This is a genomic window from Streptomyces sp. NPDC048211, assembly GCF_043202315.1.
Lineage (GTDB): Bacteria > Actinomycetota > Actinomycetes > Streptomycetales > Streptomycetaceae > Streptomyces.
This window is the reverse complement of the sequence record NZ_JBIDAD010000001.1, coordinates 939,975-953,702: the sequence shown is the minus strand read 5'-3', so window position 1 is coordinate 953,702 and position 13,728 is coordinate 939,975. Positions and strand designations below refer to the sequence as shown.

General features: G+C 74.3%; 11 protein-coding genes. 3 read left to right on the top strand and 8 right to left on the bottom strand.

The features are described 5' to 3' along the window. Positions 1–20: 20 nt before the first annotated feature. The 7 genes from ACGFZA_RS04430 to ACGFZA_RS04400 form a co-directional block, all read right to left on the bottom strand. Positions 21–1,412, bottom strand: a complete 1,392-nt coding sequence (locus ACGFZA_RS04430; RefSeq protein ID WP_393677041.1) for an aKG-HExxH-type peptide beta-hydroxylase — start codon at positions 1,410–1,412, stop codon at positions 21–23. Next, on the bottom strand, positions 1,409–2,566 hold the full coding sequence (locus tag ACGFZA_RS04425; RefSeq protein ID WP_385276223.1) for an FxsB family cyclophane-forming radical SAM/SPASM peptide maturase: 1,158 nt from the start codon (positions 2,564–2,566) through the stop codon (positions 1,409–1,411). Before ACGFZA_RS04425 ends, ACGFZA_RS04430 begins: the two co-directional genes overlap by 4 nt. Positions 2,567–2,842: 276 nt before the next feature. Beyond that, complete coding sequence (fxsA, locus tag ACGFZA_RS04420; protein WP_385276226.1) at positions 2,843–3,034, bottom strand: FxSxx-COOH cyclophane-containing RiPP peptide; 192 nt, start codon at positions 3,032–3,034, stop codon at positions 2,843–2,845. A 172-nt stretch (positions 3,035–3,206) separates the two neighbouring features. Then, positions 3,207–6,668 (bottom strand): SAV_2336 N-terminal domain-related protein, encoded by a 3,462-nt coding sequence (locus tag ACGFZA_RS04415; protein ID WP_393677038.1) that lies wholly within the window; start codon positions 6,666–6,668, stop codon positions 3,207–3,209. A gap of 7 nt (positions 6,669–6,675) precedes the next feature. After that, complete coding sequence (locus tag ACGFZA_RS04410) at positions 6,676–7,698, bottom strand: AAA family ATPase (RefSeq protein WP_385276232.1); 1,023 nt, start codon at positions 7,696–7,698, stop codon at positions 6,676–6,678. 126 nt (positions 7,699–7,824) lie between these two features. Beyond that, on the bottom strand, positions 7,825–9,825 hold the full coding sequence (locus tag ACGFZA_RS04405) for a trypsin-like peptidase domain-containing protein (RefSeq protein WP_393677035.1): 2,001 nt from the start codon (positions 9,823–9,825) through the stop codon (positions 7,825–7,827). 56 nt (positions 9,826–9,881) lie between these two features. Beyond that, positions 9,882–10,445, bottom strand: coding sequence for a CU044_2847 family protein (locus ACGFZA_RS04400; protein ID WP_393677033.1), 564 nt, complete (start codon positions 10,443–10,445; stop codon positions 9,882–9,884). A 172-nt stretch (positions 10,446–10,617) separates the two neighbouring features. On the opposite strand from ACGFZA_RS04400, the gene ACGFZA_RS04395 reads away from it, so the two are divergent. Continuing rightward, positions 10,618–10,803 carry a DUF6104 family protein gene (locus ACGFZA_RS04395; RefSeq protein ID WP_046907272.1) on the top strand — a complete coding sequence of 62 codons (186 nt, stop codon included), beginning with the start codon at positions 10,618–10,620 and terminating at the stop codon, positions 10,801–10,803. Between the two features lie 14 nt (positions 10,804–10,817). On the opposite strand, the gene ACGFZA_RS04390 is transcribed toward ACGFZA_RS04395, so the two are convergent. Next, positions 10,818–11,669: a hypothetical protein gene (locus ACGFZA_RS04390; RefSeq protein WP_393677031.1), complete on the bottom strand. Its 852-nt coding sequence runs from the start codon at positions 11,667–11,669 to the stop codon at positions 10,818–10,820. Between the two features lie 173 nt (positions 11,670–11,842). Here ACGFZA_RS04390 and ACGFZA_RS04385 point away from each other — a divergent pair, with 173 nt between their 5' ends. Then, entirely contained in the window at positions 11,843–12,700 is an 858-nt protein-coding gene (locus tag ACGFZA_RS04385) for a DUF4097 domain-containing protein (protein WP_385276244.1), read from the top strand. Between the two features lies 1 nt (position 12,701). Next, positions 12,702–13,718, top strand: coding sequence for a helix-turn-helix transcriptional regulator (locus tag ACGFZA_RS04380; RefSeq protein ID WP_385276247.1), 1,017 nt, complete (start codon positions 12,702–12,704; stop codon positions 13,716–13,718). The last annotated feature ends 10 nt before the right edge of the window (positions 13,719–13,728 follow it).

Sequence of the window (13,728 nt, the reverse complement as noted above, 5' to 3'; positions counted from 1 at the left end):
CCGCAAATCCCGGTGGACGCTCACTGCCCTCGCGAGCCGTTCCTCTGCTGCCATATCACCTTCACGGTGCTCACATACGCCTTCGCGCGCGCGAGATGACCCGGGGGAGGCGGACTATGGTCCATACGGTGGTAGAGCGTGATCATCTCGTTGACCAGGACTCTGCCTTCGCGCGTCAGCCCCGCCGATCCGGCCAGGACGGGCAGCACGGCCCCGACCTGTTCGCGGCAGCGGGCGTGCTCGGCCCAGGCCAGGTCGCGGGAGGTGACGCGCCGCGCGCCGAGCGCGGACCGCTGCCAGTAGTCGGCGAGCGCGAGGTGCGAGTAGGCGCCCTGAAGGAGCCCGTCGAAGGGCCGGGGGTCCGAGCGCCAGGGGGCGAAGTGCCGTGGCGTCGCGTCCTCGTGGTGCAGTCGTACGAGACCGCCGAGCGCGGCCAGCTTGGTGTGCTGGAGTTCGTGGACGAGGGTCGAGGCGAAGTAGACGGAGGTGGCCGGACGGCTGCTGAGGACCGCGCCGAACGCCTCTCGCCTCGTTCCGCTGCAATGCGCCACGCCGCCGTCGTCGGCCCCCGATCCGGGCGGGCGGCCGAGCGGCACCACGCAGCGCAGCAGCACGGCCACTTCGGTGAGGCGGTGCTCACCACCGGTGCGGAGCAGGGGTTCCACCCCGGACCAGCACGCGGCCCAGGCCTTGCGTTCGTGGTCGTCCATGCGGACGGCCACGCTCAGCCCGTGACGCGGGAGTCCGCCCCCCTCGGTGCCGTAGGGGTCGACGTCGTCCAGCGGTACGGGGCGGCCGCCGGGCAGCAGGGCGGGGAGGGCGAGCACGGGCAGCCAGCGGGGGTCGGCCGAGGTCATGGTGCCGTCGGGCTGGGTGCGGGCCGTCAGGGGCGGGCCGTTCGCCGGACGGATCACCATCTCGCCCGCGGTGTGGCTGAGTTCGACCGGCCCGGAGTCCGTCCGCACCGCCCCCAGCGTGGGCAGGGGGACGAGCCCGCCGCGGGGGTCGAGCACGGCGGTGCAGTGCACCCCGGCCCGGATCGCGGCCGCCACGGCGAGCGCGGTCAGATGGGCCAGGCCCGCGGGAAGGTCCGGTCCCGTGACGGTCGCGGCGGTGAGGCCGCTCAGCAGCCGCTGCGCCCAGGGGCCCGCCATGGGGTGGAACAGCACGGTGCGCACGGCGTCCCGGTCGACGCGCTCGGCCGTTTCGAGCAGCGCCCAGTCCTTGCGCAGCCGGTCGAGCAGACGGGGTGGACAGACGGTCGTGGGGGCGGCCGCCGCCGCGTCGAGCAGGGCCCTGAGGAGGACGAGGCGGCGGGTGTCCTGGTCGCGTACGAGCAGGCCGAGCGAGTCGGCGTCGCCCTCGGTGCGGCCGAGTTGGCGCAGCGCGTGGTCGGAGATGGGGGGGCTCATGGGGGGTCTCCAGCGGTTGCTTCGGCGAGCCGGCCCGCCACGTGGCGGATCAGCCGTTCGAGGTCGGCGCAGTAGACGGAGGGGTTGATGTAGCCGTTCTCTGCGCGGTAGCGGTGGGCGTAGTGACCGCCTCCGCAGACGTTCAGCAGCGGGCAGCCACGGCAGGCGGCCGCGAGGGCGCCGGCTCCCGACTGGCGGGCGACGATGCCGGGGTGGCGCAGGGCGTCGTCGAAGGTGTGGCGGAAGATGTCGAGTCCGGTGGCGGCCGCGGTGTCGTACGCGGACTTCAGGGAGTCGACCTGCTCGATCGATCCGTCGGTCTCGACGACGACCGCGTTGAGGGGGTCGAGGCCGAGGGATTCGGTGGCGGCGGGCAGGCCGAGGAGCAGGGCGATGCACTCCTCGAAGAGCCGGATCCGGGTCTCCCGCCCGGCGGCCGGCCACCACCGGTCGAAGACGGTGCAGAGCCAGTCGCCGTACGGCGTGGGGCGGCCCGACCCCGGTCCCCCGGGCGTGTCCGCCGGATCGGGCAGACCGGGCGGCGGGCTGGACCAGTTGCCGTGGGGCAGCAGCAGGTCCAGGGCCGGCGGGCGCAGGGCGAGCAGCGACTCGTACATCTCCAGGGGGTCGGTGCGCGGGTCGACGACGGTGAGGATGCCCGCGTACGCGCCGGGGTGGCGGTCGGCGAGGAGCCGGGCCCCGCGCGAGGCGGCGGGCCAGGAGGGGCGGCCCGCGTGGTCGACGCGCTGGGTGTTGTGGGCCGCGCGGCCGCCGTCCAGGCTGATGCCGACGCGTATGCCGTGCCGGGCGAGGGTGGTGACGCCCGCGTCCGTGAGCAGCGTGGCGTTGGTCTGCACGGTGGTGTGGACGGTGCAGCCGTCGGGGACCGCGTGCCGTACCCGGTCGGCGAGGGCGCCCAGCCGGTCGGGGCCCGCGAGCAGGGGTTCACCGCCGTGGAGTACGAGAGCGACGTGCCGGAGCCGGTGGGTGGCCGCGTGTTCGGCGATCCGGTCCGCGGTGCGGTCCAGGACGGCGGGCGCGGCGGCGGCCGGCCTGGACCGCCAGCTCCGGTCGGGGCCCTCGTAGAGGTAGCAGTACCGGCAGGCCAGGTTGCAGCGGCCGTGCACCTTGACGATGAACTGCCCGAACGGCACCGGTGACGGCGTGCCGGGGCCCGGGGGCGCGGCCCGGCCCGGCCCGGGTCGTGGCGCCCCCCGCGCGTGCTGTCCCCCTCGCGGCGTCGTCCGACGAGACACTCCGGCACCCCCGTGCTGTATGTCTGCCGGGACGGCCCGCGCGGCCGGCCCGGGGCGCGTGGCCCCGGCGCGCGGCAGGGAAGGTCCGTCCCGGTCGATGATGTCCTGGTCGATGGCGCCCCTGACCGCGACCGCGCGGTGCCGGGTCCGGCCGCGGTGGTGCGGGGCACCGCCTCAGAAGGCGCTCTGGAAGCCCCAGAGCATCTCCCGCGGCTGCTCGGCCCGGCCCCGCAGATCCGCGAGCACCTCGGTCAGCACCGGGTGGTCCAGGGTCCGCAGCGTCTCCAGATCGAGCCCCAGCAGATCCGGCAGCGCGCCCGCGTCACCGGGTGCAGCCGTCCCGTCGTTCCGTGTCGTCCCGCTCATCACGCCTCCCCGTACTGCAGCACCGGGACCGCCGTGCCGCACTCGCCGTTGAGCGCGCACCGCGGTCCCACGTCCCTGACCTGCCTTGTCCCGCCGCCCTCGGCCGGAGAGCGTCGCCCGTCCCCGGTCCGGGCGCTCACGCCCGGGGCGCCGCGTGCTCCTGGTCGAGCACTCAGCGCTCCAGCTCCGCCAGCCGCGCGGCGGTCGACTCACCCGCCGCGCCGCCGCCGTCCGGCAGCTTGCGCCACTCCTGGAGGGCGGCCCGGTACGCAACGCGCGCGGCCCGGGGGCGCCCCGCCTTCTCATACGTCATACCCCGCCAGTGGTTGGCTGTAGCACCCAACTCGACTGCGGACTGGAGTTGTTGTGGAGTTTCCAGCTCCGCTTCCGCCTCCCCGGCCCGCTCGGCGGCCGAGCGGAAGTCCTCCGCGGCCTCGTCGCGCCGGGCCGGTCTCTCCAGGACCTCGGCGGCCTCCAGATGCGCCCTGCCCAGTTCGAGCCAGCAGCGCGCCGCGGTCAGCGGGTCCACCGCCTCCTGCGCGGCCAGCCCGAAGAGGTACTCGGCCTCCCGCAGGTCGACCCGGTCCGCGGTGGCACGGTGGCGGAGCATCAGGGCCCTGCCGAGCATGAGCAGCCGCTCGGACTGGTGCCCGCCCGCCTCCGGCGTCTCGGTCCGGCAGTCCCGCAGCACCCGTACCGCCGCACCGATGTGCGCGCCGCCGTCGGGCAGTTCGGCGCGGCGCAGCAGTGTGGCACCCCATTCGGCGAGCACATCGGTGTGGGCCCGGGAGTCCCGTGGAATGCCCCGGGCCGCCCGGGCGAACCACGCGCCCGCGGCGACGAGTTCGTCCGGATCGCCGGTGTGCTCGTAGCGGGCCACCCGGACCCTTCCGGCCCGGATCTGCAACTGGGCGCGCTGCCGCTGCTCCCGTACGGTCTCCAGGGCCTGGCCGGTCAGGGCCGCGGCCTCGTCCGGTTCCGCGCCCGAGGCCAGCAGGGCGTCCACCAGGTCCAGCACGATGCGGACCTCGGTGCTCAGGGTGTTCGTGCCGCCCTGGGCGAAGGCCGTGCGCAGCGAGCGGGCCGCCTGCGCCGCGTACTCCCTGGCCTGTTCGTCGTCCTCGGTGGCGCCGGCCAGCTTCAGAAGGGTCCGGCCGTGCTGGAGCGGCAGGGTGGCCGGCCGGTTCTGCTGATCCGGCCAGGCGTCCGCGAAGGCCTCCAGCATGCCGCACGCGCTCTGGAGCAGGGCGCTGTCCCCGTCGAGCCGCCACTGCGCCTCCAGCGCCCGCACCCGCTCCAGGGTGAGCTGGAGTGCCTCGGCGGGCTCCAGGCCGGGGGCCGCGCAGGCCGCCGTGTACTCACGGTCGGCGCGGCGCAGCAGTTCCAGGGCGCCACGCCGGTCGCCTTGCCGGCGGCGGTCGTCGGCGGCCGCGTGCAGCACGTGGGCCAGGACGGCCTGTTCGCGTCCCCCGCCAGGATGCGCGGAGGCCTGCTCGGCGGCGCGCTCGGCCTCGCGGAGCAGTTCGGCTCCGCCCTGCACCTCCCACAGCCGCAGGACGCAGCGCGCGTACTGCGCCCAGAGCCCGGGGTCGGCAGCCGGGTTCGGGCTGCTCGCAGCGGCTCCGCGCAGCAACTGGACGGCGTCGATCAGTCGTTGCACCATCCTGTCCGCCTCGAAGTCCCGCACGAGGGCGCGGGCCCGCTCCACCGTCGGGCGGGTGTCGGGTGCCGAGGGTCCGGCGGGTGCCTCTTCGGATACGGGGGGCAGGGGCATGAATCGCTCCAGTACGCGGGCGGCGACCTCGGCGAAGGCGTGGGGTGCGCGCCTCGCGCCTCCTCCGTTCTCCTCGCCGTCCTCGGTTTCCTCGGCGGTCTCGTTCCCGGAACCGGGACGCACCGTGCCGTAGCCGGCCGGGTACGGGGATCCGTGCGGCGCGCCGTCGCCGAGCTGGGCGAAGGCGAGGGCCGGGAAGTTGGGCCCGCCCTTGCCGAACCGCTGCTCGATGTACTGCGAGCAGTGTTTGAGTACGAGCAGGGCCTCGTCCCGGCTCAGGGGTCCGAGCAGCGCCTCCTGGACGCCAGGCTCGAACACGTACCACTGCCCGCGGCCTCCGTGCCCGTCCGCACGGGAGAGCAGTCCGCTCAGCAGCACCTCGGCGAGTTCGGACGGACCCGAATGCGGCAGCATCGTGCGCTGCACGAGCTGCATCACCGGCAGATAGAGGGGTGCCGCCGCGAGGTAGACGGCCAGCTGTCCGGCGACCGGGGAGGCCATCGAACGGAAGCGGCTGACCAGCTGGAGCGAGGAGAGGGTGCTGCCGGAGCGCTGGGCGGCGGCCGCGGGCTGGTCGCCGCGCACCCAGCCGACCGCTCCGGGGATCTGTCCCGAACCGGTGCCGGAGAGCAGTCTCGCCCAGGCCGCCAGCGCGTCGGGCAGCGGCGGGAGGACCGGGACCGCCAGCGCCCCCGGGTGGACCGCGGGGCCGGCTCCCCCCTCCTCGGTGACCTTGAGCAGGGTGGCTCCGGCGAGGCCGTCACCGCGTGACAGCGAACCGAAGGTGACCGGCAGCCGGGTGCGGTTCCACATGCGCTGCGGGAGGGGCTGCAGCACGGCGACCGGTGCCTGCCGGGCCAGCTGGTGCAGCAGCCGGTGGGCTCGCCCGCTGTGCCAGAGCGGCCCGGCGCAGTCGCTGATCATCACGGTGACCCGGCGTCCGGTCGGATCACTGAGCCGGTCCGCGGAGTGCAGCGGGGCCGCGGCCGGGTCGGAGCTGCGGCTGACCGTGCAGCCACCGTCCGGGCCCTGGTGCAGATAGCGCACCTGGACGTCCCTGAAGGCCCCCAGCTGGCCGAAGATCTGTTGGAGCTCCCCGAACATCCGGTCCCACACCAGCATCGAGGAGGAGGCGTCCATGACGCACTGCAGGATGGCGTCGGCCCGCCGGACCCCGCGGAAGACCGGCATGATCACGCCGCCGGCGCGGGCGCTGCGTTCCGCGGTCGCCGTCTCGTCCAGGACGCGGCGCAGCGGGGCGGTGGCCGGGTGGTAGCGCTGTAACGGGCGTAGTGCGCGGGCGAGTTCGAGCGGCGCCGGGAGGACGGGGGCGGCGGGCACCCCGAGAGCGAACGCGGCCGCGCGCGGCCCCCGGCCGGACCGCCGTCCGGCCGGAGTCCCGGCCTCGTCGTCGCCCCGCCCGCCGCCGTCCCGCGCGGAGCGGGGGACGGGGTACAGGGAGATCTGCCGGTCCCCTCCGGCCGGCTCCCCCGCCTCGGACGTGCGGGCGCGCCCGCCGGACTCCGGGGGGCTGTCGTCCCGCACCGCTGCCGCTCCCGCGGCAGAGGTCTCCTCCGGTGCCGGGGTCCCCGCCGCGACCGGCCCGGCCCCGGCACGGACCTCCGCGGGTGCGTCGGCGGCGCGGGTCCTCTCCGCCAGCCAGAGCGCGTCACAGAGCTGCTCGACGTCGGGGTCGATCCCGGCCTCGCGCAGCCTGGCTATCAGCGTCGGCAGCAGCCCTCCGCCGTACGGCTCCGGGGCGTCGGAGGCCACCGGGACATCACGGGGCCCGGTCACCGCCGCCCCGTCGGGCGTCCCGCCCGCTCCGCGCGCATCCGGCGTCCCGTCCACCCCCGGCATCAGCCGCTCACCTCGGCCGGTCGAGTCGCTGGATGAGCAGGTCGGCCAGCCGGTCCCGGCCGGCCGGGGCCGCGGCGTGGGTGAGGTAGATGGCGTTCAGCAGCTGGTCCGTGGCCAGCAGTTCGCTGCGGGAGCGCTCCAGGAAGTGGGCGATGAGGTCCTCGCTGGAACGGGCGGCCTCCTCGCCCAGATGGGCCTTCACGAACGCGGCCAGCCGCTTGTGGTCGGGGCGGTCGAGCTCCAGATGAATGCAGCGGCGCATCAGGGGGGCCGGGAAGTCCCGCTCGCCGTTGCTCGTGAGCACCACGAACGGGAACGCCCGGCACTGCACCCGGCCGCCCTTGATCCGCACCTTGTTGCCTTCGTGGTCCAGCACGTCCGCCTCGCCGTCCGGCAGCCGGTCTGCGATCCGCTCCAGTTCGGGAATGGCGAACTCACCCTCCTCCAGCACGTTGAGGAGGTCGTTCGGCAGGTCGATGTCGCTCTTGTCGAGTTCGTCGATGAGCAGCACCCGCGGCCGGTCCGAGGGGAGCAGCGCGGTGCCCAGCGGGCCGAGCCGGATATAACTGCCCACGTTCTGGGCCGCGTCGGCGCCCTCACCGGCCGCCGCGGACGCGTGCGAGGCGATCTGCACATCCTGGAGCCGGGCGATCGCGTCGTAGCGGTAGAGCCCGTCCAGCAGCGTGGACCGGCTGACGATGGGCCAGCGCAGGACCTTGCCGAACTCCAGCTCGCGGGCGACGGAGTGGGCCAGGGTGCTCTTTCCGGCGCCCGGATCCCCGGTGACCAGCAGCGGACGCCGCAGATACAGCGCGGCGTTGATCATTTCGAGTTCCTCGGCGCCCGGCCGGTGCTCCTCGGCGATGCGTCCGGGGATGCCGAGCCGGCGGTCGGCCGAATCGGCCGCGCCCTCCGGGGCGGACCGGCCTCCCGCGAAGTCCCGCCAGGGCGGAGGGGGAGGCAGCTGCGGTACGCCGTCGTGGGGTTCGCCGATCCCTCGGTAGATGAGCCACTCGCTGGGTTCACTCATAGCGTTCCTCGTCGTCATTCATTCGCCAGGGAGCAGCCGTCGAACCTGCCTCACCGTATCGATCCGGCGCACCCCCCGAAAGGGGCGGACCGGCACGGCCCTTCGACGCACGGCCGGCGCCCCTCGTCACGGTGCTTCCAGAAAGTCGGGGCGGGGCAGGGGCTGGTGCGGATCGTCGTAGTAGAGCGCCACACCGTCGGACCAGAACGTCTCGGTGTGCGCCGTGTGCACGCCGTGCCTGAGCGCGTGGACCCAGCGCGGCAGGCGGTCACGGACCCCGAGCTCCGAGACGCCCTCGGCCACGCGCCGGTGGAACTCCTTGCAGACCGTTTCGCCCTCCGCCGGCCGCCGCTGGAGCAGTGCCACCCCGAAGCCCGCGTCGAGCACCCGCCCCAACCCGGCCGTGACCCCGGGGTCCGGCCGGTTGCCGTAGCGGCAGAGGACCGGGACCGTTTCGGGGGCGAGCCCGCGCAGCTGGGCGGTCTGCGGCACCGGCACCCGTAACTCGTTCTCGCAGTCGATGACTTCGGCCTGGGTCCCGGCGTTCGGCGGCGCGTCCCAGCGCCTCAGCCGCTCGTCGGTGGGGCCGTGTTCCGAACTGCGCAGGATCACGGGGCGTACGACACCGAGCGGGCGTCCGTCGGAGGGGAGCTCCCAGCGGTCGACCTCCAGACCGAACAGTGCGGTGGCGACCACGACCTGGAGCACGGCGGGACTGTCCGGCTCGTCGCACTCCCGGAAGGCCTCGGTCAGCGCGGCGGCGAGCTGGTCGGGCACGGATCCGAGCGGACCCCCCTGGCCGTCCCTGATGCGCGACATCTGTCCGTCGTGCCGGGCGACGGCGACCCGCCAGTCGTACTGGCCGGGGGCCCAGCCCTGGCGTTCCACCTCCAGTACGACGCAGTCGCGTTCCGCGGGGACGGCGGGCCCGCCCAGCGGCGGACGGGTCTGCCGGCGGTTCTGCTCCAGGATGCGGTGGACGTTCGCCCACTCCCGGTCGAGCCCGCGGCGCAGATCCCGGGGCAGTTCGGCCGTGGCCACCCGCTGCACCCAGTCCCACAGGGCCTCGGCGTTCGCGGCGGACAGCACCCCGGCGGGCCGGTCGGCCGTGAGGACGGCCATGCAGTAGCGCAGGACCAGATCGAACTGGGCCACCCGCTCGCGGGCGCGGGTGTCGTACAGCGCCGCCAGCCCGTCGCGCCAGCCGCGCGGTGCCGGGCGGTGCTCGCGGGAATGCACGCCCGGCAGGGTGTCGAGGAGGACGAGCAGGCTGCGGGTACTGGCCGGGGGCGGGAGCTCGGCGAGCCGCCCGAGCAGGTCCACCCGCTGTTTGGGGCCGAGGATCCCGCCGGGCGGCAGGGGCAGCTCGCTCTGCACATCGGCCCAGGTCCGCTCGGTGCCGGCCGAGCTGTTGTGCCGGTCCGCGTGGTAGCGGTCGTGGGCGTGGAAGACGGACTGGTAGGCGTCGTCGGCTTCGGTGCCGACCGGCCCGGACGGCACCTTCAGGGTGCGCAGCCGCTCGGTCCCCACGGCCGTTCCGCCCTGGTGGTTGTCGAGCCGTGACTTGATCACCCCGACCACCTCCCCCCGGACGAGATCCACCACGGGGCCGCCGGACATGCCCGGCTCCAGCCAGTCCCCGTCGAGCCGCACGACCTGCTCGGCGTCGTCCGACGCGCCGTAGGTGCCCTTCACCACGCAGACACCGCTGCGCTTCAGCAGCCCCCCGCCCTGCGAGGGCACCCAGCCCACGCAGTGGATCTCACGGCTGCGCAGCATCGCTTCCGAGCGCTCGGTGACGTACACGCAGGCGTGCTCGGCGGGGCGCTGGAGCTTGATGAGCGCGAGGTCGGGAGCGGGCCAGCCGGCGGCCCCGGGCGGTCGCGACCCGGGCATCGCGGCGACGACCTTGCCCGGCACCTCGCTCAGATCAGTGCTGTAGCTGTCCCCCTTGAACCACACGCTCACCATGCCCCCCTCCCCCCGCATCGCCACATGCGCACAGGTGAGGATCCAGTTGGGGGCGATGAAGAAGCCGCTCCCCAGGAACTCCCCGCCCGGTCCGTCCTGGACATACCCGGGCCCCGGGCGATGGATGCGCACAGTGGCGTCGCGCACGAGGTCCATGAGCGCAGCCTGCGGTCCGCCCAGACCCCCCTCCGCGCCCCCGCCGCCGTCCGAGGTCACGCCCCGCCGCCGTCGGTGCCGTCCGCTCCGTCGGGGTGCGCCGGAGAGCCGGGGGACGCCCCGGCGGGCGTTGCCGGGGGCGCGGGCGCCGGTGCGGTGGGCGGCGCGAACGGAACCGGCGGTACGGGCGCGGCACGGCCTGGAGGTGCGGGTGCCTGGGCCGGCACGGGCGTGGGAAGCGGTGGCGGCGGATCGACCGGCGGCCCCCCGCCGTTCCAGGTGAGCGTGACCTTGATCGCCCCCTTGGCCTCGCCGTCCGCGAGCAGGCCGACGACCTTGCCGGACTTGGCGGTGAGCTCGATCCCGAACTCGACGCTGACCTCGTCCGGCCGCACGGCGCGCAGCGGCACGGCGAGTGAGCGCGCGACGCTGGTCACCACGGAATGCAGGCTCTCGACCCGGGCCTGCACCTGGTCGGAGATGTTCCCGAACCCGGTGTCCGTGAACGTCAGACCACCGGACTCCGGACGGTCCAGTTCCTCGGCTCCCGAGATCCGTGCCCAGACCGGCGTGCCGTCCGGCATCTCGATGCGCGTGATACGGGCCCCACTGTCACCCATGACACCCCCCGTTCCCCAACTCCCCGCAGGTTAACGGCCGTAGACGGCCGATGCGAGGTTCATGCACCATGACGCGGGAGGACGGCGGGCCGGTTCTCGGCTGCCCCGCCCTGCCGCCGCCGGGCCGTCTCCCGGCCGCGGCAGGGCTGTCACCAGGGCTTAAACTTGCGCCATGTACTTCACCGACCGCGGTATCGAGGAGCTGGAGAAGCGGCGAGGCGAGGAAGAGGTCACTTTCGAGTGGCTCGCCGAGCAGCTCCGTACGTTCGTCGACCTGAACCCCGACTTCGAGGTGCCGGTCGAGCGCCTCGCCACCTGGCTGGCCCGGCTGGACGACGAGGACGACGACGAGGACTGACCGGCCCGGGAGGGTCAGGGACCGTCCGGCGCCTCGTCCCTGATCCGGTCGTACGCGAGCCCGAGCGCGCCGTGCGCCATCAGCAGGGCTCCGGCGAAGACCCACCCGCCGCTGCGCCGGCCCGCTCCCCAGAGGGCGATCGGGAGCCCCGCCGCCAGCTGGGCGCCCGCCAGGGCGCGGGCCCGGGGACCCCGCATCCAGGGGCCCATACGGCTGTTCTCGACCGCGTCGAGTTCGACCATGACCGCGTCGCGCCAACCGGTCCAGGCGATCCGCTCGGCCCCCGGCCACGCGTCGGCCCCCGAGGCCGGCCGGCCGGAGGGCTCGCCCGGTTCCGGGCCGGGCGGGAGCTCCAGCCCGGTGCGGGTGAGCACGGCGAGCAGTCCGCGGAGCCTGGCCCGCGCGTCCGTCTCCGGATCGGGGCGGGTCAGGGCTTCGAGGGCCTGGACGTCCAGCACGGGATCCAGGCCGAGCCGTTCGGCGAACGTACGCATCGCCTCGTCCTCACCGGCCGGGGTCCCGTCGGCGAGCCAGACGTAGCCGACCGGGCGGCGGAATCCCGCGGCGAGCGTGTAGCCGGCCCGGTCGCCGTCCCACCACAGCGCGAGGACCGGCCAGGTGGAGCCGACCGCGAGCGCGGTGGCCCAGCCGCCGACCACCCGGTCGACCGGCTCGGCCGGTTCGGCGGCCTCCCCCTCCGCCGGCTGCTCGCCCTGCCAGGGCGTTCCCTCCGGTACGAGGACGCTCCAGCCTTCCCCGGCGGGCGCCAGCAGCATCCCCTCACGCAGCAGATGGGCGACCGGCCGCACCGCATCCGGCTCGGCCCGGCACAGCAGCAGCGCTCCCACGGGTGATGTCGCGTTCATGCCCCACACCGTAGGACAAATTGCCCGACTATGAGGCTTTTTGCGCCGCCCGTCGCGCCACCCTCCCCCGGCAGACCGCCACGATCGCCTTGACTTCCGTCATTCGCGATATAACGTGTTCTGCAAGAGACGCGATATGTTGCGTCATCCGCGCTCCCCAGGAGGTCTGATCCATGCCTGTGTCGACGTGGGCCATCGCCGAGCCTCGCAAGCTCACCTTCGACGAACCCGTGACCGCGCTCAACGTGCGCATCGTCAACGGAACGGTCAACGTCGTCGGCACCGACGAGCCGACCGCCAGGCTGGAGGTCTCCGCCATCGAGGGACCGCCGCTGATCGTCACGCAGCAGGACGGCGTCCTGACCGTCTCGTACGAGGACCTGATCTGGCAGAACATGCTCAAGTGGTTCGACCGCAAGGGCTGGCAGCGCCGCGCGGTGGTCTCCCTGACGGTCCCGGCCGGCTCGGCGGTGGCGGTCGGCGTGGTCGGCGCCGGCGCGTTCGTCTCCGGGGTGCGCGGCCGCACGGACGTACGCGGCGTCACCGGTGACACCACGCTCGTCGGGCTCGCGGGACCGGTCGGCGCGGAGACCGTGTCGGGCAACGTGGAGGCCCAGGCCGTCACCGGCGCTCTGCGCTTCCACTCGGTCTCCGGCGATCTGACCGTCGTCGAGGGCGCCGGGGCATGCGTGAAGGCGGAGTCCGTCAGCGGAAACATGGCACTCGACCTCGACCCGACCGGGAAGCCCACCGACGTCCGGCTGACCACGATCTCCGGCGAGCTCGCCATCCGCCTCCCGCACCCGGCCGACGCGAAGGTCGAGGCGAACACGGCAAGCGGCTCCGTCTCCAACGGCTTCGACGACCTCCGCGTCAGCGGCCAGTGGGGCGCGAAGAAGATCACGGGCACGCTGGGCTCCGGAACCGGGACACTGAGGGCGACGACGGTCTCGGGATCGATCGCCCTGCTGCGCCGCCCACCCGCCGAGGACGGTCCGCACGACGCCGAGCCGACCGGAAAGGTGCTCTGACATGCCCCCCGTATTCGCCCACGGCCGCCTGCGCCTCTACCTGCTCAAGCTGCTCGACGAGGCACCCCGCCACGGCTACGAGGTGATCAGGCTCCTCGAAGAACGCTTCCAGGGGCTGTACGCCCCTTCGGCGGGCACGGTCTACCCGCGCCTGGCCAAGCTGGAGGCCGAGGGGCTGGTCACGCACGCCACCGAGGGCGGCCGCAAGGTCTACTCGATCACCGACGCGGGCAGGGCCGAGCTGGCGGGCCGCACCGGCGAGCTCGCCGATCTGGAGCTGGAGATCAGGGAGTCGGTCTCGGAGCTGGCCGCCGAGATGCGCGACGACGTGCGGGGTGCGGCGGGCAAGCTGCGCAGCGAGATGCGCGCCGCGGCCGACGAGTCGCGCCACACGGGGTCCTCGCGACCGGCCGGCAAGGCGGGCAGGACGTCCCCCTTCGGGGGTTTCGGCGATCTCGGCGACCTGGGCAACTTCGGTGACTTCACCGACAAGGAGGCCTGGCGCACCGCGAAGGAGGAGCTGCGCAAGGCGAAGCAGGAGTGGAAGGAGCAGGCACGCCGGGCGAAGGACGAGTCCCGCCGAGCCCGCGAGGAGGCCCAGCAGGCCCGCCGCCAGGCCAAGGAGGCCCAGGACCGGGCGCGCGAGCAGATGCAGAACGCCGCCCGTCAGGTCCAGGACCACTTCGCCCGGGGCGACTGGCCGGCCGGCGTACGGGAGGGACTGGCCGAGATCACCGGCCAGCTGGGCGGCTTCGCCCGTACCGGCAACTGGCCGCCGTACGTGAAGCCGGACGCCACGGACGCCGACCCCGACTGGGGCAAGGACGTGGGCGGCACCGGTGACCCGGCCCGCGATCTGGACCGCCTGCTCGACCGGTTCCGCGACGACATCCGCGACGCCGCCAGGGACCGGGGGGTGACGGAGGACCAGCTCGCCGAGGCCCGCCGCCATCTGTCGGCCGCGGCGGACCGGATCGGGGCGCTGCTGCGGAAGGACGCCGACGGCACCGCGGGGTAGGACGCGCCGG